Origin of the sequence: Streptomyces sp. S4.7 (assembly GCF_010384365.1) — a bacterium.
Lineage (GTDB): Bacteria > Actinomycetota > Actinomycetes > Streptomycetales > Streptomycetaceae > Streptomyces.
The window spans coordinates 3387514-3407554 of the sequence record NZ_CP048397.1 but is presented as its reverse complement, the minus strand read 5'-3'; the positions used below and the strand labels follow the sequence as shown (position 1 = coordinate 3407554).

The 20041-nt window shown below is 71.4% G+C and carries 24 protein-coding genes; 16 read left to right on the top strand and 8 right to left on the bottom strand.

The window, feature by feature from the left end; translation table 11 throughout:
• Window positions 1–5 precede the first annotated feature (5 nt).
• Entirely contained in the window at window positions 6–443 is a 438-nt protein-coding gene (locus tag SSPS47_RS14955; protein WP_164251557.1) for an ATP-binding protein, read from the bottom strand.
• Window positions 444–874: 431 nt separating this feature from the next.
• Here SSPS47_RS14955 and SSPS47_RS14950 point away from each other — a divergent pair, with 431 nt between their 5' ends.
• Window positions 875–1417 carry a UTRA domain-containing protein gene (locus SSPS47_RS14950; protein WP_164251556.1) on the top strand — a complete coding sequence of 181 codons (543 nt, stop codon included), beginning with the start codon at window positions 875–877 and terminating at the stop codon, window positions 1415–1417.
• Window positions 1414–2199 carry a GntR family transcriptional regulator gene (locus tag SSPS47_RS14945; protein WP_164251555.1) on the top strand — a complete coding sequence of 262 codons (786 nt, stop codon included), beginning with the start codon at window positions 1414–1416 and terminating at the stop codon, window positions 2197–2199. Before SSPS47_RS14950 ends, SSPS47_RS14945 begins: the two co-directional genes overlap by 4 nt.
• Before the next feature lie 15 nt (window positions 2200–2214).
• On the opposite strand, the gene SSPS47_RS14940 is transcribed toward SSPS47_RS14945, so the two are convergent.
• Together SSPS47_RS14940 and SSPS47_RS14935 are read right to left on the bottom strand one after the other, a co-directional pair.
• Window positions 2215–3237 (bottom strand): LacI family DNA-binding transcriptional regulator, encoded by a 1023-nt coding sequence (locus SSPS47_RS14940; RefSeq protein ID WP_164251554.1) that lies wholly within the window; start codon window positions 3235–3237, stop codon window positions 2215–2217.
• Window positions 3238–3261: 24 nt separating this feature from the next.
• On the bottom strand, window positions 3262–4086 hold the full coding sequence (locus SSPS47_RS14935; RefSeq protein WP_164251553.1) for a response regulator transcription factor: 825 nt from the start codon (window positions 4084–4086) through the stop codon (window positions 3262–3264).
• Window positions 4087–4462: 376 nt separating this feature from the next.
• Between SSPS47_RS14935 and SSPS47_RS14930 the strand changes: the two genes are divergently transcribed.
• The 7 genes from SSPS47_RS14930 to SSPS47_RS14900 all read left to right on the top strand — a co-directional run bounded on the left by SSPS47_RS14930 (window position 4463) and on the right by SSPS47_RS14900 (window position 8942).
• A complete protein-coding gene (locus SSPS47_RS14930) occupies window positions 4463–4717 on the top strand; it encodes a MoaD/ThiS family protein (protein WP_147876591.1) in 255 nt (84 codons plus the stop codon).
• A complete protein-coding gene (locus SSPS47_RS14925; protein ID WP_239064916.1) occupies window positions 4653–5996 on the top strand; it encodes a hypothetical protein in 1344 nt (447 codons plus the stop codon). Before SSPS47_RS14930 ends, SSPS47_RS14925 begins: the two co-directional genes overlap by 65 nt.
• 118 nt (window positions 5997–6114) lie before the next feature.
• Entirely contained in the window at window positions 6115–6861 is a 747-nt protein-coding gene (locus SSPS47_RS14920) for a DUF2993 domain-containing protein (protein WP_187280244.1), read from the top strand.
• 245 nt (window positions 6862–7106) lie between these two features.
• Window positions 7107–7214: a putative leader peptide gene (locus SSPS47_RS36210; protein ID WP_023540667.1), complete on the top strand. Its 108-nt coding sequence runs from the start codon at window positions 7107–7109 to the stop codon at window positions 7212–7214.
• A 145-nt stretch (window positions 7215–7359) separates the two neighbouring features.
• Window positions 7360–8199 carry a sulfurtransferase gene (locus SSPS47_RS14910; protein ID WP_147876593.1) on the top strand — a complete coding sequence of 280 codons (840 nt, stop codon included), beginning with the start codon at window positions 7360–7362 and terminating at the stop codon, window positions 8197–8199.
• 61 nt (window positions 8200–8260) lie between these two features.
• Entirely contained in the window at window positions 8261–8548 is a 288-nt protein-coding gene (locus SSPS47_RS14905; RefSeq protein ID WP_164251551.1) for a DUF1416 domain-containing protein, read from the top strand.
• Window positions 8549–8678: 130 nt separating this feature from the next.
• A complete protein-coding gene (locus tag SSPS47_RS14900) occupies window positions 8679–8942 on the top strand; it encodes a DUF3099 domain-containing protein (RefSeq protein WP_164251550.1) in 264 nt (87 codons plus the stop codon).
• 47 nt (window positions 8943–8989) lie between these two features.
• Here the strand turns inward: SSPS47_RS14900 and SSPS47_RS14895 are convergent, their stop codons facing one another.
• Both SSPS47_RS14895 and SSPS47_RS14890 read right to left on the bottom strand, forming a co-directional pair.
• Window positions 8990–9352 carry a DsrE family protein gene (locus SSPS47_RS14895; protein WP_164251549.1) on the bottom strand — a complete coding sequence of 121 codons (363 nt, stop codon included), beginning with the start codon at window positions 9350–9352 and terminating at the stop codon, window positions 8990–8992.
• 264 nt (window positions 9353–9616) lie between these two features.
• On the bottom strand, window positions 9617–10876 hold the full coding sequence (locus SSPS47_RS14890) for an MFS transporter (protein ID WP_164251548.1): 1260 nt from the start codon (window positions 10874–10876) through the stop codon (window positions 9617–9619).
• Window positions 10877–11390: 514 nt separating this feature from the next.
• Here SSPS47_RS14890 and SSPS47_RS14885 point away from each other — a divergent pair.
• Genes SSPS47_RS14885 through SSPS47_RS14875 form a run of 3 tightly spaced genes read left to right on the top strand, consistent with a single transcriptional unit; the run spans window position 11391 to window position 13462 of the window.
• On the top strand, window positions 11391–11963 hold the full coding sequence (locus tag SSPS47_RS14885) for an FABP family protein (protein WP_164251547.1): 573 nt from the start codon (window positions 11391–11393) through the stop codon (window positions 11961–11963).
• A 59-nt stretch (window positions 11964–12022) separates the two neighbouring features.
• Window positions 12023–12460 carry a transcriptional repressor gene (locus SSPS47_RS14880; RefSeq protein ID WP_147876598.1) on the top strand — a complete coding sequence of 146 codons (438 nt, stop codon included), beginning with the start codon at window positions 12023–12025 and terminating at the stop codon, window positions 12458–12460.
• 21 nt (window positions 12461–12481) lie between these two features.
• Window positions 12482–13462, top strand: a complete 981-nt coding sequence (locus SSPS47_RS14875) for a folate-binding protein YgfZ (RefSeq protein WP_164251546.1) — start codon at window positions 12482–12484, stop codon at window positions 13460–13462.
• Window positions 13463–13555: 93 nt separating this feature from the next.
• Here the strand turns inward: SSPS47_RS14875 and dtd are convergent, their stop codons facing one another.
• Entirely contained in the window at window positions 13556–13993 is a 438-nt protein-coding gene (gene dtd, locus SSPS47_RS14870; protein WP_164251545.1) for a D-aminoacyl-tRNA deacylase, read from the bottom strand.
• 145 nt (window positions 13994–14138) lie between these two features.
• Between dtd and SSPS47_RS14865 the strand changes: the two genes are divergently transcribed.
• From SSPS47_RS14865 to SSPS47_RS14855, 3 genes are all read left to right on the top strand, one after another.
• Complete coding sequence (locus SSPS47_RS14865) at window positions 14139–14738, top strand: ABC transporter substrate-binding protein (protein ID WP_164251544.1); 600 nt, start codon at window positions 14139–14141, stop codon at window positions 14736–14738.
• A 46-nt stretch (window positions 14739–14784) separates the two neighbouring features.
• Window positions 14785–15810: an asparaginase gene (locus SSPS47_RS14860; RefSeq protein ID WP_164251543.1), complete on the top strand. Its 1026-nt coding sequence runs from the start codon at window positions 14785–14787 to the stop codon at window positions 15808–15810.
• A gap of 131 nt (window positions 15811–15941) precedes the next feature.
• Complete coding sequence (locus tag SSPS47_RS14855; protein ID WP_164251542.1) at window positions 15942–17189, top strand: GNAT family N-acetyltransferase; 1248 nt, start codon at window positions 15942–15944, stop codon at window positions 17187–17189.
• 46 nt (window positions 17190–17235) lie between these two features.
• On the opposite strand, the gene SSPS47_RS14850 is transcribed toward SSPS47_RS14855, so the two are convergent.
• Together SSPS47_RS14850 and SSPS47_RS14845 are read right to left on the bottom strand one after the other, a co-directional pair.
• On the bottom strand, window positions 17236–17967 hold the full coding sequence (locus tag SSPS47_RS14850; protein ID WP_164254591.1) for an ABC transporter permease: 732 nt from the start codon (window positions 17965–17967) through the stop codon (window positions 17236–17238).
• Window positions 17968–18031: 64 nt separating this feature from the next.
• Window positions 18032–19021, bottom strand: a complete 990-nt coding sequence (locus tag SSPS47_RS14845) for an ATP-binding cassette domain-containing protein (RefSeq protein ID WP_164251541.1) — start codon at window positions 19019–19021, stop codon at window positions 18032–18034.
• A gap of 219 nt (window positions 19022–19240) precedes the next feature.
• Here SSPS47_RS14845 and SSPS47_RS14840 point away from each other — a divergent pair, with 219 nt between their 5' ends.
• A complete protein-coding gene (locus SSPS47_RS14840) occupies window positions 19241–20041 on the top strand; it encodes a TetR/AcrR family transcriptional regulator (RefSeq protein ID WP_239065270.1) in 801 nt (266 codons plus the stop codon).

Sequence of the window (20041 nt, the reverse complement as noted above, 5' to 3'; positions counted from 1 at the left end):
GCCGGTCAGTCACTGCGGTCACGGTCCTCGGCGCCACAGGCGGGTTGCCACAGCGCCCACACGAGCTTGCCGACGCCCACCCGGTCGGCGACGCCCCACGCGTCGGCCAGCGCGTCCACGATAAGGAGGCCGCGTCCGTCGCACGCGTCCGGCGCCCCCGTGCGCGGGTGCGGCCGCAGGTCGGACGCGTCGTGCACCTCGATCCGCAGGCCGTCGGGGTCCGGGAGCCCCGTCGGCAGAAAGCGCGTCTCGATTTCCCGGTCCGGCGGCACACGCGCGTGCAGCACCGCGTTGGTGACCAACTCCGACAGCACCAGAACCGCCGAGTCCTCCAGTGCTGACAGCCCCCACCCGGCCAGCGCCTTGCGCAACTCGAGCCGCGCCGATCCCACGGAACTCGGATGCCGTCGCCACCGCAGCACCACCGCGCCTTCGCACCCCATCAGCCGACCTCCGCGCCACGGGCTGCGTGCTGCCGGGTTCCCGGCCCGTACGAGGCGAGCCAGGACTCCCGCCTCCGGCGTCGGCGCAGCCGGTTCTCTGATCGCTCCCACCGCTCGAACTCGGCGGGAACCCGGCTGAGGGGGATCGTGCCCAGTGGCCGATGCTCCGGGGTGGGCGGTGGCGGCGATACGCCGCGCGTCGGCGGCCCGAAGAGACGGGCAAGGATTCCGTCCATTCTTCCACTCCCCTTCAAGGCGGCGACCGTGCGCTGATCGCGCGGCACCTCCGCCTGGTCGTGCGATGTACGATCGCGAGAGCCGTACTGCTATTCACGAAAAGCGGCAAGCTTGTTGCTGGGGGATGCGAAGTTGAGTCGCTTACTGTGTAAAGCGGTAAGGCCAAGATCCCGTCAGCAGCACAGGAGGACGTCATGAGCGCCGCCGCCTGGATCAGCACCTCGATGCCGTATCTGACGCCGCGACGCGAGGGCCAACCCGACGCGTGGGGTGCCGAGTCGGCGGCCCGGGGGCGGCGGGGCGGGCAGCGGATCGTCAGTGCGGGCGAGGTGGACGCGTCGGACGAGGTGGCGGAGCTGTTGAGCGTCACGCCGGGCGAGGCCGTCGTCGTGCGGAGGCGGGTGATGCTCCTGGAGGACGTGCCCTGCGAGCTGACGGACACGTACTACCCCGCATCCCTCGCGCGCGGCACGCGTCTCGCCGGGACGGCGAAGATCCCCGGCGGCGCTGTCACCCTCCTCGCCGAACTGGGGCACATCGGCGTACGCGTCCAGGAAGACGTGACCGCCCGGATGCCCGGCGAGGAGGAGCGCGAAATGCTCCGTACCGAGCCTGGCGAGCCGGTGCTCCGGCTGGTCCGGGTCACCTTCGACGGTGCCGACTGGCCCATCCAGGCCGATGTGATGACCATGCCCGCGCACCGGCAGCGGCTGCGCTACGAGATCGGGATCGGATGACGACCGTGCCGCGCAGCGACGAGAACGGGTTCGACCGGCGCTCGCTCCACGAGCGCATCGCCGCCGATCTGCGTGACGAGATCATGACCGGGGATCTCGCTCCCGGCGCCAGCCTGCCGTCCACCGCGCGGCTCAAGGAGAGATTCGACGCCTCGAACGCCACGGTGCAGAAGGCGCTGCAACTCCTCAAGAGCGAGCGGCTGGTTGTCGGCCGCGCGGGCGCTTCCGTGACCGTACGGGAGCACCGGCAGCTGACCGTACGCCCCGCCTCCTCCATGGCCCCGGCTGCGACCGGCGACGACCCCTACCCCTGGCTCGCCGAGACCGCGAAGCGCGGCGGCGAGGCCCGGAGCACACTCCTCGCCGTTACGGAGGTGACGGCACCGGCAGACGTCGCGGCGGCCCTGCGTCTGCCCGCCGACGGAACCGCGGTCCTCCGACACCAGGTACTCACGCTCGACGGCGATCCGGTGGAGTTGGTGCACGCCTACTACCCACCGGACATCGCCCGCGACACCCCGCTGGCCGAACAGCGCCGGATCAAGGGTGGAACTCCCACCCTGCTGACGGCACTCGGCCACCCGCCCCGGCTCAGCGTCGATCATGTCTCCGCGCGCATACCGACACAGGAGCAGTACGAAGCACTCCAACTGCCCGGCGCCCTGCCCGTGTTGCGCACACTGCGCGTGGTGTACGGCGCCGACGAGCGTCCCATCGAGGTCACCGTGATGGCCAAGGCGGGCCATCTCTACGAGTTGCGGTACGAGTTCACCCCGCAGTGACCCGGGCGAGCGGGCTCAGAAGCAGCCGCACGAGCGTCGTACGATCAGCGCCGACGGGAACTGCTTGACCCGTTCCCTGCGCGACCCCGCCACCCGCAGCCCGTCGTCCAGCACCAGGTCCACCGCGGCCCGCGCCATCGCCGGCCGGTCCGAGGACACCGTTGTCAGCGGCGGGTCCGTGAGCCCCGCCTCCTTGACGTCGTCGAAGCCGGCCACCGCCAGCTCGGCCGGCACGTCGATCCGCAGCTCACGCGCCGCCCGCAGCACACCGATCGCCTGGTCGTCGGTGGAGCAGAAGATCGCCGGCGGCCGGTCGGGCCCGGCCAGCAGCTTCAGCGCGACGTTGTAGGCGTCGTACCGGTTGTAGAGCGCCTTGAAGAGCCGGCCCTCCGTCGACAGACCGGCCTCCCGCATCGCCCGCCGCCAGCCCTCGACGTGGTCGGTCACCGGGTCACCGACGACCGGCGTCGACTCCACGCCGCCGAGGCACGCCACGTACGGATGACCGTGCTCCAGCAGATGCCGGGTGGCGAGCTGAGCGCCGCCGATGTCGTCGGTGACGACGGCGACGTCGTCGATGCCCTCGGGCCGCTCGTGCAGCAGTACGACGCGGGCGTCCCACGCCTCTATCTCCGCGGCGGCGCGCTCGCTCGGGCCCTGGCTGACCAGGATCAGCCCGGACACCCGCATACCGAGGAAGGCCCGCAGATAGTGGACCTCGCGCTCGTTGCGGTAGTCGGAGTTGCCGACGAGCACCATCTTTCCCCGCTCGGCGGCGGCCTGTTCGACCGCGTGCGCCATCTCCGCGAAGAACGGCTGCCGCGCGTCGGGCACGACGACCCCTATGAGGTCGGTGCGCCGCGACGCCATCGCCTGCGCGACCCGGTCGGGCCGGTAGCCCAGCTCCTTGATCGCGGCGAGTACACGCTCGCGCGTGGCCGGGGCGACCGGCCTCGGTCCGTTGTTGATGACATAACTGACGACCGCGGTCGAAGTCCCCGCCAGTCGTGCCACGTCGTCCCGCGTCACCTTGGCCACGCGCGGCAGTCTACGCGTGGTGACCTACCTCCCGGCAGGCCGTACGGCGCCTTCTCGCACCTCGGACGTGTCGGCCGTGTGCGTGGTGTCGTCGGCGGCACCGTCCGCGGGCCCGGAGGCCTTCGCCTTCGCGGCCGCCTCGGCGATGGCTTTCGCCTCCTCCGCCGCGCGCTCGACCTTCTCCGGCGTGACGAAGCGGTATCCGACGTTGCGGACCGTGCCGATCAGCGACTCGTGCTCGGGGCCGAGCTTCGCGCGCAGCCGCCGTACGTGCACGTCGACCGTCCGCGTACCGCCGAAGTAGTCGTAGCCCCACACCTCCTGGAGGAGCTGGGCGCGGGTGAAGACCCGGCCGGGGTGCTGCGCCAGGTACTTGATCAGCTCGAACTCCTTGAAGGTCAGGTCCAGGACCCGCCCCTTCAGCTTCGCGCTGTAGGTCGCCTCGTCCACCGAGAGATCACCGTTGCGGATCTCCATCGGGGAGTCGTCGGTCGAGATCTGCTGGCGTCCGGTGGCCAGCCGCAGCCGCGCCTCGACCTCGGCCGGGCCCGCGGTGTCGAGCAGGACGTCGTCGATGCCCCAGTCGGCGGTGACGGCGGCGAGGCCGCCCTCGGTCACCACGAGGACCAGCGGGCAGCCGGGTCCGGTGGAGCGCAGCAGCTGGCAGAGCGACCGCACCTGGGGCAGGTCGCGCCGGCCGTCGATCAGGATGACGTCCGCCCCGGGGGTGTCGACCAGGGCCGGTCCCTCGGCCGGGGCCACCCGTACGTGGTGCAGAAGCAGGCCGAGGGCGGGCAGCACCTCCGTCGACGGCTGGAGGGCGTTCGTGAGCAGCAGCAGAGAGCTCATCGCCGCCCACCTGCCCGGGTCGGACATACGTCGTGCGTCTGCGTCATTGGCTCGCCCATTACGTCGGTTCCTCCTCGGTCCCTGCAAGGGGGCACCTCCCACACCCTGAAGCGTGGGGGCGTATGTGGCATCGCCTTCCGTCCCGCGCTCCGGGTCGGAAAGCGCAAAAGGACCCGGGGGCTACATTGCCCGGATCCTCTTCCGGAGCAGAATAACCCACATGTGCTCAGTGTCAGAGGGCGAAGACAGCGGGTCATCTCTTTCCGGGCCCTCTCCCGAGGCGGCGGATGCCGTGGCAGGGCTGGGGATCGGCCATCATGGAGGGCCGACGGAATCCGACGGGAAAATTGCCGAGAAATAGATGGAGGAGTGCGCCATGGCAGCGGGGACCATCCGCTTCTGGGCCGCGGCCAAGGCGGCGGCGGGCGTCGCCGAGGAGCCCTACGCGGCGGACACCCTGGCCCAGGCGCTGGACGCCGTGCGCGACAAGTACCCCGGTGAGCTGGTCCGGGTGCTCCAGAGGTGTTCGTTCCTCGTCGACGGTGACCCCGTCGGCACCCGTGGGCATGAGACCGTACGGCTTGCCGAGGGCGGCACGGTCGAAGTGCTCCCGCCGTTCGCAGGAGGGTGAGCAGCCGAGCATGAGCGACGACCAGTACGACGGGCAGGGCCGTTACGACGGGCAGGGCCGGTACAACGGACAGCAGGGCTACGGACAGCAGGGCTACGGGGGGAATTACGACTCCGAGCAGTACGGGCAGCAGCAGTACGGCGTACCGCGACCGGACGGGCCGTCCGAGCCGTACCAGCAGCCGTATCAGCAGCAGGCACCGCAGCAGCAGCACTACCAGCAGCAGCCGTACCAGGAACCGTCCGACAACGGGCAGGACGCGCAGACCTGGGAGGGCCAGACCTGGGACACGCAGTACCAGCCGCAGTACCAGCAGCCGCAGTCCCGGCCCCACCCCCAGCCGGCCGCCGCCGACACCGCGTATCTGCCGCAGCAGTCGGGCGGGTACCCGCTGCCCCCGGAGGTCCCGACCCCCGGACAGCAGCCGTACGGGGTGCCGGCCGCACCCGCTCCCGTCCCCGCCGCCGCTGCCTCGGTCCCGGCCGCCGACAGCTACAGCTCGCCCACCACCATGGGCAACGCCCGCATCACCGACGCCCAGCGCGCCCGCGCCGAGGGCCGGTCGCCGATCATCCCGCCCGGTATCCAGCCCGCGGGGCTGACCGCCGTACTCGCCCTGCTGCTCGCGGGCGGCGCGGCCGTCGGCCCGTGGGCCCTGGTCGTCCCGCTCGTCATCCTCCAGGCGGTCACCGCCGCGGGCTGGTTCCGGCTCAACGGCATGTGGCCCGCCCGTCAGGGCATCGCGCTCGCCTTCGCCGGCGCGCTCGTCGCCGATGTCGCGGTCCTCGCCGTCGGTGACGACCACGCCCTGGCCGCGATCCTCGGCACGCTCGGTGCGTGGGTGCTGCTCACGGTCGTCCTGCAACTGCGCAGCTACGCGGGCGCCGACGAGCGGATGCAGGGCCTGATGGCCACCGTGGCCTCCGCCGCGCTCGCCATCATCGCCACCGGGAACCTCGCGGCCGTGCCGGACGCCGTGACGGTGGGCGCCGTCGCCGTGGCCGCCGCGACCGTCGCCCGCGCGCTCCCGCTGCCGGGCGTCGTCTCGATCGTGGTCGCGCTCGCGGCCGGCGCGGGTGCCGGTGTCGCGGCGGGCGTGCTGACGGACATCGGCGGCCAGGGCGCGCTGCTCGGCCTCGGGGCCGGGGTGTGCGCGCTGATCGGTCTGCGGGTGGCCAGCTACGACTACCCCTCGCGCTTCGTGCACATGACGGCCGGGGTGGCGTTGCCGCTGACGGTCGCGGTCCCCGCGATCTACCTGCTGGGGCGGGCCCTCTGAGCCCGTCCGGCGGCTGAGGACAGCCCGCCCCAGGAACCGAACCGCCGCTGCGGACGTCGACCCATTAGGCTCACGGCGTCACGGGGGCTGGGCCGACCAGGGTGGGGGACACCGAGCAATGCGCGCACTGCGAATTCTGCTGATCTTCGTCGTGATCTTCGGCGGGCTGTTCGTCGCCGCCGACCGGGCCGCGGTGTACTTCGCCGAGACCGAGGCGGCGAGCAAGATCAAGAGCAGCCAGGGCCTGGCCGACGAACCCGACGTCTCCATCAAGGGCTTCCCCTTCCTCACCCAGGTGGCGAACTCGAAGCTGGACGAGATCGAGGTCAGCATCGGCGGGATCACCGCCACCACCGAGGGCCGCGAGGTCGAGGTGACCGAGGTGAAGGCCGAGCTGCGCGACGTGAAGGTCAACAGCACGTTCTCGTCGGCGGTCGCGGGCAGCGCGGAGGGCTCGGCGCTGATCTCGTACGAGGACCTCACCAAGTCCGCGCCGAAGGGCGCGACGGTCGGCTACGCCGGGCCGGAGCGGGCGGCGAAGGGGCAGGTCAAGGTCTCGGGGCCGCTGGGCGATCTGGTGGAGGGCGCGGGCATCGACGTCCCGGACGCCTTCAAGGGGCTGCTGCGGGACGACTTCACGGCGTACAGCACCGTCTCGCTGGAGGGCGGCGACAAGGTCCGGCTGCGCGCGGAGGACCTGCCGACCCTGCCGGTGCCGGGTGTCGGGGACAAGCTGAAGGAGGTCGTCGACTACGACCTGACGATCGACGGGCTGCCGTCGACCATCAAGCTCGACAAGGTCACGGCGACGGAGGACGGTCTGCGGTTCTCGGGCACGGGCCAGGACGTGGACCTCACGGGCTGACGGCCGCACGGCGGCCCCACGACGGCCGCGCCGCCGGGGCGGGGCGGGCCGGGCGGGCGGATTCCACCGTCCGCCGTATCGTGAGACGCGGATGTCCATCCCGTAGATGGAACAGCGGTACGAGAGCCCCGGGAATCGCTTCAGGGCCGCTGGGAACGCCCATTGGTCCCACATCTCGGACGATCCCGTCTCACAATTCGACACACCGGTGACATCGCACCGTATCCGTCCCTACGATCGGACGCATGCAGTGCTTCATCAGCGGTCTCCAGCAGCGGGGACAGGCGAACCTCACGAAGCGGCGGGCAGTCGACCTGTGCCGCGTCGCCGCCATGCTCTGTCGCACCGCCTGAGCGGGACACGTCCGTCCCGCCACCTCTCCCCGGCCCTTCGACCACGTCAGGGCCACCCCGTGCCGTCCGCAGCCCGCCGCGCCTCCGTGCCCGGAAGGCGCCGCCGCCCGCACCACCCGCCGCACACTGCCCCGGAGGAGAACACATGAGCCGCAGCGACGTCCTGGTTGACGCCGACTGGGTCGAGGCCCACATCGACGACCCGAAGGTCGTCATCGTCGAGGTCGACGAGGACACCTCGGCGTACGAGAAGAACCACATCCGTAACGCCGTGCGCATCGACTGGAAGCAGGACCTCCAGGACCCGGTGCGCCGCGACTTCGTCGACCAGGAGGGCTTCGAGAAGCTCCTGTCCGCGAAGGGCATCGGCAACGACGACCTCGTGATTCTCTACGGCGGCAACAACAACTGGTTCGCGTCCTACGCCTACTGGTACTTCAAGCTCTACGGCCACGAGGGCGTCAAGCTCCTCGACGGCGGCCGCAAGAAGTGGGAGCTGGACTCGCGCGACCTGGTCGACGCGGTGCCCGAGCGCGCGGCCACGCAGTACAAGGCCAAGGCCCAGGACACGTCCATCCGCGCCTTCCGTGACGACGTCGTCGCCGCGATCGGCAGCCTGAACCTGGTCGACGTGCGCTCGCCCGACGAGTTCAGCGGCAAGCTGCTCGCCCCCGCGCACCTCCCGCAGGAGCAGTCGCAGCGCCCCGGCCACGTGCCGAGCGCCCGCAACATCCCGTGGTCGAAGAACGCCAACGACGACGGCACCTTCAAGTCGGACGACGAGCTCAAGGCCCTCTACGAGGAGGAGCAGGTCGACCTGGCGAAGGACACCATCGCCTACTGCCGCATCGGTGAGCGCTCGGCGCTCACCTGGTTCGTCCTGCACGAGTTGCTGGGCCAGGAGAACGTCAAGAACTACGACGGCTCGTGGACCGAGTACGGCTCCCTCGTCGGCGTGCCGATCGAGCTCGGCGCCGCCAAGTAGTCCAGCCCGCGCGACCACCGTCCCGCGAGACCACCTGCCTGACCCGGAGGACAGATCCCATATGTGCGGAGCGAAGGCCGGCGGCCCGGACGCCTCGTCGATCAAGCCCGGTGAGACCACCATCCAGGGTTCCGTGACCCGTGACGGCGAGCCCGTCACCGGCTACGTACGCCTGCTGGACTCGACCGGAGAATTCACCGCGGAGGTTCCGACCTCGGCGACCGGACAGTTCCGCTTCTACGCGGCCGAGGGCACGTGGACCCTGCGCGCGCTCGTGCCGGGCGCCACGGCGGACCGTACGGTCGTCGCCAGGACCGGTGGGCTGGCCGAGGTGGCCATCGCGGTCTGAGGCCGGTGCCGCGGCCCGACGGCCGCGGCCGGGCCGAGCGGGACACGACCGGCCGGAGGGCCGCACCCCAGGGGGCTGGACGCTTCCTGATACGGGGTGCGGTCCTCCGTGCCAGTCGTAAGCTCGGTGTATGTACACGCGACGTCGTCGCCGTTACTTCGTGCTGATGGGCGGATGCATCGCCCTCTTCGTCAGCGCCTGGGCTTTCGTGCGCCTGTGGTCGGTGCCGGTGGCGATCGGCATGTGCGTGGTGGCGATGGTCATCCCCCCGGTCGCGGCGATGATCGCGAACGCGCGCGGCCCCGACGACCGCTGGTGGGACGACCCGTCGGGCGACCCGAAGTCCGACGAGTGGTGGGAGGAACTGGACGGCAGGAAGAAGCCGCGCAAATGACACCGCACGGATCCCGGTAGCGGGCGCACGGGGACGGCGCGGGCCGGTCAGTACACGAGCGCCTGCGCGTCGTCCGCCATCGCCTCGCTGACGAAGACCTGGGCACCCGCGATCCGTACGCCCTCCAGCACGTCCTCCTCCGCGATCCCGCGCCGCGCGGCGCACTGCGTGCAGAGCGTGATCCGGCCCGCCGACTGGACCGACTCGATCAGGTCCGGCAGCGGCGCGGCGTGCGACAGCTCGAACTCGGCGGCCCGGCCCGGCAGGGCGAACCACGCGGACTCGCCGGTCAGCCAGAGGGAGACCTCCACACCACTGGCCACGGCGACCGCCGCCACGGTGAATGCCTGGGAGCAGCGCTCGGGGGCGTCGGCGCCGGCGGTTACCTTGATCACGAGCTTCTTGGCCATGTCCCGCACTGTAGTGCGCGCCCGCACGGCCCCGTCGGCGCGCGGTGGGTCTGTCGGATGCGCGGGTGTCGGAGTCCGCGCCTCAGTCCTGTGTGTGGGGGGCGTCTAGGCATCGCCCTGAACCGTGCGCATGCCAGGTATATGTACATCGGCGCGGGTGACACGCTCGCGCTGGTCGTCCGGTCCCGTAGGGATGCCGGCGCGATCCGTGCGAGCGCGCGTGCGGACCGTACTGGCCGGGGCGCCCTGGGAACGGCGCGCCCTTCAGGGCCGCGCCCGAGTCTCCCAGCGCTGCTCGCGCCGTCCCCGATCGTGCATCGGGGCTACTGCCAGAGCGCTGATCAGCAGCAGAGCCATGTACAGGGCCACCGGCCAGGTTTCTCCCCCGGCCGCCTGCAGCAGCGCGGTCGCGATGAGGGGCGCGGTGCCGCCCGCCAGCGCGGCTGCGATCTCCCGGCTGAGGGCCACCCCGCTGAACCTGGTCCTGGTGGTGAACAGGTCCGCCAGGAAGCCGGCCTGGGCGCCGAGCTGAGCGCCCAGCAGCAGCCCGCTCAAGCCGAACGCGAACCACACGTACCCGGCCCCTCTGGTCTCCAGCAGCCAGAAGAAGGGGAACGCGAACGCGGCCGCACAGACCATGGCCCCTCCGAGTACGATCCTGCGGCCGACCGCATCGCCCAGTGCTCCGGCCACCGGTGTCGCCGCCGCGCTGTACGCGAAGTAGATCAGTGCACCGACGAGGGTGTCCGTAGGGGAGACACCAAGCTGCTCGGTCAGGTACGCGAGCGCGAACACCACCGGGATGTATGCGGCGACGTTCGGCCCCGCGCTGCTGACCACCCCGAGGAACAGGGTCCGTGGAGCTCCGCGGACCAGTTCCACGGCCGGCGCCCGCGCGACTCCCTGCTCCCGCTTGGCCTCCTCGAACACCGGGCTCTCGGACACCCGCATACGGATGTAGAAACCGGTTGCTGTGACCAGGATGGTTACCAGGAAGGGGATGCGCCATCCCCAGTCGAGGAAGTCGTCCGGGGGAAGGGTCGACACTGCGGCGACGACCCCGGCCGAGAGCAGCGCGCCGAGCGTCGCACCCGCCGGGGGGATGGCGGCGTACCGCCCGCGACGCTCCGGCGGCGCGAACTCGGCCAGAGTGAGGGAGGCGCCCGCGTACTCGGCTCCCGCGCCGAACCCCTGGATCACCCGCAGCACGACCAGCAGGGCGGGAGCCCACGCGCCGGCGGTCGCGTATGTCGGCAGCGCACCCATCAGGGCGCTGGACAGGCCGACGGTGACCAACGTGATCACCAGCATCCTCCTGCGGCCCAGCCGGTCCCCGTAGTGCCCGATGACCAGCGCGCCGAGCGGCCGGACGAGGAACCCGACCGCGAACGTGGCGAAGGACGCCAGTGTCGCCGCGGCCGGATCACCGGGCGGGAAGAACAGCCGGTTCAGGACGAGCGCGCTCATGGTGCTGAACAGGATGAAGCCGTACCACTCCAGCAGGGTGCCGATGGTCGTTGCCATCACCACGCGCGTCAGCATGGACGGTCTCTCACCGGCCATGGGCGCCGCTCGCACGACTGCTGCTCCGACGGCTTCTCCGCACACGGACACGATGAGCGCGCATCCCCGCTGACCGGCAGGACCTCGCCGATACCGGGGGCGCGTTCCCGCCGGAACAGGAACCGGGGGCGCAGTCCGGGTTCGACCGGAACGGTCGCGAGGCCGGACAGGGCGGTGTTGGCCTGGGTCGGGTCGAACCTGGGGCCGCGCCCGGCCGGGACCAACCTCGCAGCGAACGGCCGGGTCCCCACCCATTACGCTGGTGACCGGCCACCCACCGCCCCGACGCTCTGTGAGGAGCACCCTGTGCTTGAGAATTTCTTCTCCGCCCTGCTCGCCCTGATCGCGGTGGCGATCCTGGCGTTCACCGTGCTGGTCGTGAAGAAGCTCTACCAGGGCCAGAGCTGATCGGGGCCGGTCCCCGGCCCTCCTGCCCCCTCACCATTCGAATTCCTACAGATCGCCTGAGCCGCTCATGATCGAGATTCCGTCCGACCTGAATCCGGGCCTCGTCCCGCTCGCCTTCCTCCTCGGTGACTGGGAGGGCGTGGGTGTCTTCGACTTCCCCGGTGAGGAGAAGGCCAACTTCGGCCAGCAGGTCTCCTTCAGCCACGACGGCCGGGACTTCATCGAGTACACCTCGCACACCTGGGCCCTGGACTCCGACGGGAAGAAGATCCGTCCCATCGAGTCCGAGTCCGGCTACTGGCGCATCGATAAGGACCGTAAGGTCGAGGTCGTCATGGTGCGTGACCAGGGCATCGTGGAGATCTGGTACGGGGAGCTGGCCGACCAGAAGCCGCAGATCGACCTCGTCACGGACGCGGTCGCGCGTACGGCGTCCGCCGGCCCGTACAACGGCGGCAAGCGGCTCTACGGCTACGTCAAGAGCGATCTGATGTGGGTCGGCGAGAAGTCCACCCCCGAGGTCCCGCTGCGCGCGTACATGTCGGCGCACCTGAAGAAGGTCGTCTCGCCGGAGCAGGTCGCCGCCTGGGCGAAGGACCTGGGCGATCTGCCGGACGACGGCATCGCGTTCTTCAAGTAGGGGAGCCTTCCTTCCGTTCCTCCTGGGGCGATCGGGGCCGCGCTGCCTACACTGGGTGCGTGGTGAGCACCGACTGGAAGAGTGACCTGAGGCAGCGCGGCTACCGCCTGACCCCGCAGCGCCAGCTTGTCCTCGAAGCCGTCGACACCCTGGAACACGCGACGCCGGACGACATCCTGTGCGAAGTGCGCAAGACCGCGTCCGGCGTGAACATCTCCACCGTGTACCGGACGCTGGAGCTGCTGGAGGAGCTGGGCCTCGTCTCGCACGCGCATCTGGGCCACGGCGCGCCGACGTACCACCTCGCGGACCGGCACCACCACATCCATCTGGTCTGCCGGGACTGCACGAACGTCATCGAGGCGGATGTCTCCGTCGCCGCCGACTTCACCGACAAGCTGCGTGAGACGTTCGGCTTCACCACGGACATGAAGCACTTCGCGATCTTCGGCACCTGCCGCAACTGCACCGCCCGTGCGGCGAGCGGCGAATCCTAGACCGGTCGTACGCTTGTCGTCATGCAGCGACACTCAACGACCAGCCCGCTCCTCTCCCTGCCCGGTGCCGTGGCCGCCGAAGGGCAGGACGAAGGTGTCGCCGCGCACTACGGCGATCTGTTCCGTGAACAACGCGCCCTCGCCGACGGCAAGGGCCTGGTGGACCTCTCGCACCACGGCGTCGTCACCGTCACCGGCGAGGACCGGCTCAGCTGGCTCCATCTGCTGATCACCCAGCACGTCAGCGAGCTGCCCGCCGGCCGGGCCACCGAGGCGCTGATCCTCTCCGCGAACGGCCACATCGAGCACGCGCTGTATCTCGTGGACGACGGCGAGACGGTGTGGACGCATGTCGAGCCGGGCACGCGGGAGGCGCTGATCGCCTACCTGGAGTCGATGAAGTTCTTCTACCGCGTGGACGTCGCCGACCGTACGGACGACTTCGCCGTGGTCCACGTCCCCGCCGGGTCCATCGCCGAGGCACCGGAGGGGGCCGTCGTACGGGAGACGCCGTACGGCCGGGACGTCTTCCTGCCGCGCGCCGACCTGGAGTCGTACGCCCGGGAGAACGGCCCGCCGGCCGGGATCCTCGCGTACGAGGCCCTGCGGGTCGAGGGCCACCGGCCGCGGCTGGGCTTCGAGACCGACCACCGGACCATCCCGCACGAGCTGGGCCTGATCGGCAGCGCCGTCCATCTGGAGAAGGGCTGCTACCGCGGCCAGGAGACCGTGGCGCGCGTCCACAACCTGGGGAAGCCGCCGCGCAGGCTGGTCTTCCTGCACCTGGACGGCAGCGAGGTGTTGCTGCCCGGACACGGCACGCCCGTACGGCTCGCCGCCGACGGCGAGGAGGGCCGCCAGCTCGGCTTCGTCACGACGTCGGCCCGCCACCACGAGCTGGGGCCGATCGCGCTGGCGCTGGTCAAGCGCAATGTGCCGGTGGACGCGCCGCTGATGGCGGGGAACACGGCGGCGTCGCAGGAAGTGGTCGTGGAGGCCTGAGCCGCCGCCCCGGTCCTCGGTCCCGGGTGCCGCGTAGCGCCGCTCCGGTCCCGCGTACCGCCGCCCTGGTCCCGGGTGCCCGGCGCCCGGGGCTCACATCTCCAACTGCACCGTGAACGGGCCGTGGTTCGTGAGCGAGACGCGCATGTCCGCTCCGAACCGGCCCGTCCCGACGGTCGCCCCCAGTTCACGCAGCCGCGCCACGACCTCGCCCACCAGCGGTTCGGCCACCTCGCCCGGCGCCGCCGCGTTCCACGTGGGGCGGCGGCCCTTGCGGGCGTCCCCGTAGAGAGTGAACTGCGAAATCACCAGGAGCGGGGCGTTCGCCTCGGAACAGGACTTCTCGCCTTCCAGGATCCGCAGCGTCCATAGTTTGCGGGCCAGTTGGGCCGCTTTCTCCCTCGTGTCCCCGTGGGCGATTCCCACCAGCACACACAGTCCCTCGCCGACGATCTCGCCGACCGTCTCGATATCCGAATCCGTCACCACGGCGACGCTCGCGCCGTCGACCCTCTGCACCACTGCTCGCATACGGCCAACCTATCCGGTCCCTGTCCGGGCCCTGTTCGGGTCCCGTCCGGCGCCCATCCAGGGCCGAACGGGTGCAGATCGCCTGCAGGTGCACGTGCAGGAGTGGCACGATGCACGCAGGCGGAGCGAGGGGAAGTAAGCACGCATGAGCACATATGGTGCCGGGCAGTCGCCCGGTCCTGTACCGATCATCGGCAGTACGGCGTCCGGCGAGGGCGCCGGAGCGAGTGCCGGTGCGGCGACGGTCCGGCCCCCCGCACAGCGGGCCACGGGCGGTGAAAACGCCCTGCGGCTCCCCGAGTTGCGCGCCCTGCGCCGGGACGCCACGCGCGACGAGGCCGACCTCAGCTATCTGCGCCGGCTGCTCCAGGGCCGGATCGACATCCTGCGGGCCGAGTTGGCGCGCCGGTCGGCGCCCGAGACGCCCGTCGTGGACCGGCTCTCCGAGATCCTGGCCGACACTCCGTCGCTCCACCGGTCCTCCGCCCGGCATGTGACTCTTTCCACACCGCGGAACGAGGAGTTCCGGCTGCTGGCCGCCGAGGCGCTCGCCGAGGTGGAGCTCTCCGACCTGGAAGCCCGTACGGATGAGGAGTTGCGGGCCGCGATGGGCCGGCTGGTCCGCCATGAGCAGCAGATTTCGAAGCGCCGGCACGATCTCCAGCGGACGGCGGACGATTGCAGCGCGGAGATCGCCCGCAGGTACCGTGAAGGCGAAGCACAAGTAGACGACCTGCTCACGTAACGCCGTGGCTGCCTTCCGGAGCGGTCCCCGCCCGGAAGGCCCGTTGATGACGACTCGCAGGACGACGACGCCCACGACCGGGGCGGCCACGTCCACCACCGTGGCGAGCGGGGTGGCGACGGATGCCGCCACCCGGTCCCCGGTCCTCGCGGAGATCGTGCGGTCCGGCTTCGTGGAGGGCAGGCACCGCGGCTCGCTGGTGCTGCTCGCGGCCGACGGCAGCGTGGAGTTCGCGCTCGGCGACCCGGACGTGCCGGTCTTCCCGCGCTCCAGCAACAAGCCCCTCCAGGCCGCCGCCGTGCTGCGCGCCGGGGCCGAACTGTCGGGTGAGCGGCTGGCGTTGGCGGCGGCGAGCCACTCCGGCGAGGACTTCCACCTCGCCCTCGTGCAGAAGATGCTCGCCGAGTCCGGACTGACGGCGGACGATCTGCTGAATCCGGCCGACCTGCCGCTGGACCGGGTCGAGGCCGAGGCGTATCTGGCGGCGGGGCGCATCCGGGACCGCGTCACCATGAACTGCTCCGGCAAGCACGCGGCGATGCTCGCGGCCTGTGTGCGCAACGACTGGCCGCTGGACACGTATCTGGAGCCGTCCCACCCGTTGCAGCGGCTCGTGGCCACGGTGGTCGAGGAGACGTCGGGGGAGCGGGTCGCGGCGGTCGGTACGGACGGCTGCGGCGCCCCGCTGATGGCCATCAGCCTCACCGGACTCGCCCGCTCCTTCCGCCACTTCGTCCTCGCCGAGCCGGGCTCGGCCGAACGCCGGGTGGCGGACGCGATGCGGGCGCATCCGTCGTACGTCGCCGGCACGCGCAGGGCCGACACCTGGCTGATGCGCGAGGTGCCGGGCGCGCTGTCGAAGATGGGCGCGGAGGCGGTGCAGGCGGTGGCGCTGGAGGACGGCCGCGCGCTGGCGTTCAAGGTGGACGACGGCGGCCTGCGCGCGCTGGGGCCGGTGCTGGCACGGGCGTTGGGGCTGCTGGGGGTCGAGGGACCGGTGCTGAAGCGGATCGGCCGGGCGCCGTTGCTGGGGGGCGACGCGGAGGTCGGCCGGGTGCGCGCGGCGTTCTGACCGCTCGCCCTTTCGGCCTGCTGCGAGCGCCGAGCCGCGGGGGGCGGCGGGTCGCGGCGGGCGGCGGCGGGTCGCGGCGGGCGGCGGAAATCCGCAGGACTTTCCGCCCCGCCTGTGTTTAGCGTACGAGTATGGCCATCGACGTCCGCGTGATCAGCGAATCCGACTTCCCCGCCTGGCTCCGCGCCCTGAACACCGGCTTCCTCAGGCCGCCCGCGGTGAGCGAGGAGGACATCGCGGACCGCGCCGCGTACATGGACACGCGCCGTATTCGGGGCGCGTTCGACGAGGGCCGCTGTGTGGCGACGTACCGCACCTTCCCGCAGGAGCTGACCGCCGTCGGCGGCGCCCCGCTGCCGTCCAGCGCGATCTCCAACGTCACGGTCTCGGCCACGCACCGCCGCCGCGGGCTGCTCAGCCGGATGATCAACGACGATCTGGCGGAGGCGAAGGAGCGCGGCGACGTCGTGTCCACGCTGATCGCGGCGGAGTACCCGATCTACGGGCGGTACGGCTTCGGCCCGGCCGCCTGGATCACCGACTGGTCGATCGACGTGCCGCGCTCCGGCCTCGACCCGCGCGCGTCCGGCCGGCCGGACGACGGCGGCCGGGTCGACCTGGTCGACGGCGATGACGTGCTGAAGCTGGGACCCGAACTGCACGACCGGCTGCGCTCCCTGAGGCACGGCGTGATCAGCCGCAACGAGCGCTGGTGGCGGGTCCACACGGGCACGGCGACCTCGCACGGCGCACCGTGGACCGAGCCGTTCTACGCGGTGTACCGCTCGGCGTCGGGCGAGGTGGAGGGCCTGCTGACGTACCGGGCGGACGAGGTGTGGGGCGACGCCAAGCAGCCGCTGAACACGGCGACGGTGCTCGACGCGATCGCCGTGACGACGGCGGCGGAGCGCGCGCTGTGGCGTTACGTCTGCTCGATCGACTGGATCACCACGGTCCGCACCGGCCACCGCGCCCCCGACGACCTGGTCCCCTTCTTCCTCCCGGACCCCCGCGCGGCCAGGATCGTCACCCAGGCGGACTTCTTGTGGGTGCGGATCCTCGACACCGTACGCGCGCTGGAATCCCGTACGTACGCGGCCTCCGGCACCCTGGTCCTGGACATCCACGACCGCGCGTCCCTCGCCTCGGGCCGCTTCCGCCTGGACGCGACCCCCACGGGCACGACCTGCGCCCCGACGACGCAGTCGCCCGATCTGACGCTGGACGTGAGGGAGTTGGGCGCGCTCTACCTGGGCGACGAATCGGCGGTCCGGCTGGCGGCACTGGGCACGGTGACGGAGGACAAGCCGGACGCGGCGTCCCGCACGGACACCCTGTTCCGCACCTCACGCCGCCCCTGGTGCCCGGACGTGTTCTGAGCGGGGCGGGCGGTGACCCCGGCTCACGCCCCGGTGCCGGGCCCTCTCACGCCGTCCGGATCCTGAACAGCCGGCCCGAGACACCCACCGCCACCAGCAGAATCCCCGCGCACCAGGCCAGCGCCACCCATGGGTCCGAGCCCACCGGTTCGTTCAGGAGGAGGCCGCGGAGGGATTCGATCACGGGGGTGACCGGCTGGTTGTACGCGAAGCCGTGGAGCCAGGACGGCATCGCCGCGATCGGGGCGAACGTGCTGCTCGGGTAGGTCAGGAACATCATGAAGAACGAGAAGGAGCCCGCCGCCTCCGGGGACTTGGTGAGCAGACCCACCGCCGCCGCCAGCCAGGAGATCGCAAGGATGAAGGCGAGCAGCAGGCCCGCCGCCGCGAGGGCGGCCGGGAGGGTCGGGGTGGGGCGGAAGCCGATCAGCAGGGCCACACCGAGGACCAGGACCGTCGAGACGACGTTGCGGACGGTGCTCGAAGCGACATGGCCGGCCAGGATCGCCGTGCCGCCGACATCGAGCGAGCGGAGGCGGTCGACGATGCCGCCCTTCATGTCCTCGTTGACGCTCACCGCCGTGCCGGAGGAGCCGAAACCGGCGCAGAGCAGCAGGACACCGGGCACGACGTAGGAGACGTACGGCCCGCCCGTGCCGGTGTCGATGGCGCCGCCGAAGAGGTAGACGAAGATCAGCATCAGCATGACCGGCAGCATGAGCGAGGTGAAGACGGCGTCGACGTTGCGGCTGCTCAGCCGGATCGAACGGCCCGTCATGACAAGGGTGTTGTTCAGCGCCCGGCCCGCCGGGGCCGTCGTCGCGGTGTCGGACGTCGCCGTGTCAGACATGGGTCGGCTCCTCGGTGGTCAGGGGGTCGTTCCCGGGTGTACGGGCTGCGCCCCGGCCCGTCAGGGCCAGGAACACGTCGTCCAGCGTCACGCTGTGCACCGCGAAGCTCACGACGTCGCGGCGCGCCGGATCGACCTCGTCCAGCAGCGCCCGTACCCGCGTCGCCGTGCCGTCCGTCGGCAGACCGAGCGTGAGTGTGTCGGGGGAGCGCCGTACGGCGAGCGGCGCGAGGCGTTCGTACGCCGCCGCGTCGGCGACCACCAGGTCGAGACGGTGTCCGGAGACCCGGGCCTTCAGCTCCCGCGCCGTGCCCTCGGCGACCAGCCGGCCGCCGTCGAGTACGGCGATACGGTCCGCCAACCGGTCCGCCTCCTCCAGGTACTGGGTGGTGAGGAAGACCGTGGAGCCGCCCGCCGACAGCTCGCGCACCACCTGCCACAGCTCCTGCCGGCTGCGCGGGTCGAGCCCGGTCGTCGGCTCGTCGAGGAAGACGACCTCCGGCTCGCCGACCAGCCCGGCGGCCAGATCGAGCCGCCGCCGCATCCCGCCCGAGTACGTGTGGGTGAGCCGCCGCCCCGCGGAGGTGAGGTCGAACCGCTCCAGCAGGTCCGCGGCCCGGCGGCGCGCGTCCGCGCGTGACAGGCCGTGGAGGCGCGCCATCATGCGCAGGTTCTCCTCGCCGGTCTGCTTCTCGTCGACCGAGGCGAACTGGCCGGTCAGGCTCACGGCCCGGCGCACCTGGCGCCGCTGGGTCCGTACGTCGTAACCCGCCACCTGGGCGGCGCCGCCGTCCGCGTCCGCGAGCGTGGCCAGGATCCGTACGGCGGTGGTCTTGCCGGCGCCGTTCGGGCCGAGGAGGGAGAAGACCGTGCCGCGCTCGACGGACAGGTCGATGCCGTCGAGCACCTTCACCCGCTCGTCCCCGCGCCCGTAGGACTTCTCCAGCCCGATGGCGCTGATGGCTCGTCTCTGGGGGCTCATGGCCACCGCTCCTCCGTCGCGTTTCATGGGCTTGACGCCTTATGCGTAACCCTTACGCTTGATGTGTAAGGGTTACGCATAACTAGGATGGCGTCAAGCGGAGCGGCAGGACGAGCGGGGGAAGGCGGAGGCACGGACGTGACGGACGAGAGCGCGGACGAGAGCGCGGACGAGACCACGGGGGAGCGCGCGGGGGAGCGCGGCGACGGCGGTACGGGGCTGCCGCCCAGCATCGAAGCCGCCTGGGGACTGCGGGCGCGCCCGACGAAGGGGCGCAAGCCCGGTCTCAGCCTGGCCCGGATCGTCGACACGGCCGTCACCATCGCCGCCACCGAAGGGCTGCCCGCGGTCTCGATGGGCCGGATCGCCAAGAAGCTCGGTGTCTCGCCGATGTCGCTCTACCGGTACGTGGCGGCCAAGGACGAGCTGTACGTACTGATGCAGGAGGCGATCATCGGCGACCCGCCGGCGCTGCCCGCACCGGGCACCGACTGGCGTACGGCGATGGCCGAGTGGGCGTGGGAGATGCGCCGGATCTGCTACCGGAACCTGTGGGCGCTCCGTATCCCGATCTCCAGCCCGCCCGCCACACCCCGGATGGTCGCCTGGTGGGAGTGGGGGCTGGTCGCGCTGGAGGGGACCCGGCTCGACTGGAGCGAGAAGCTGTCGGTGATCCTGATGGTCAACGGCCATGTGCGGCACGAGGCGACGCTGATGGCGGACCTGGCCGCCGCCGTCGAGGCGAGCGGCAGATCGGCGGAAGCCGTACTCGCCGGATACGGGCACACGCTGCAGAGGCTGGCCGACCCGGCGCGCTTCCCGTCCGTCGCGGAGATGCTGGCGGCGGGGGTGATGGACGTACCGGAGGAGCCGGAGAGCCCCGACCACGAGTTCGTCTTCGGTCTCGAACGCATGTTGGACGGCATCGACCTGCTGGTGCGCGACCGGGGCGGGGACAGGGGTGTGGGCGGGGGCCCGGGCGGGCGCGGCGGTGAAAAGGGCGCAGAACCCGTCGCATAA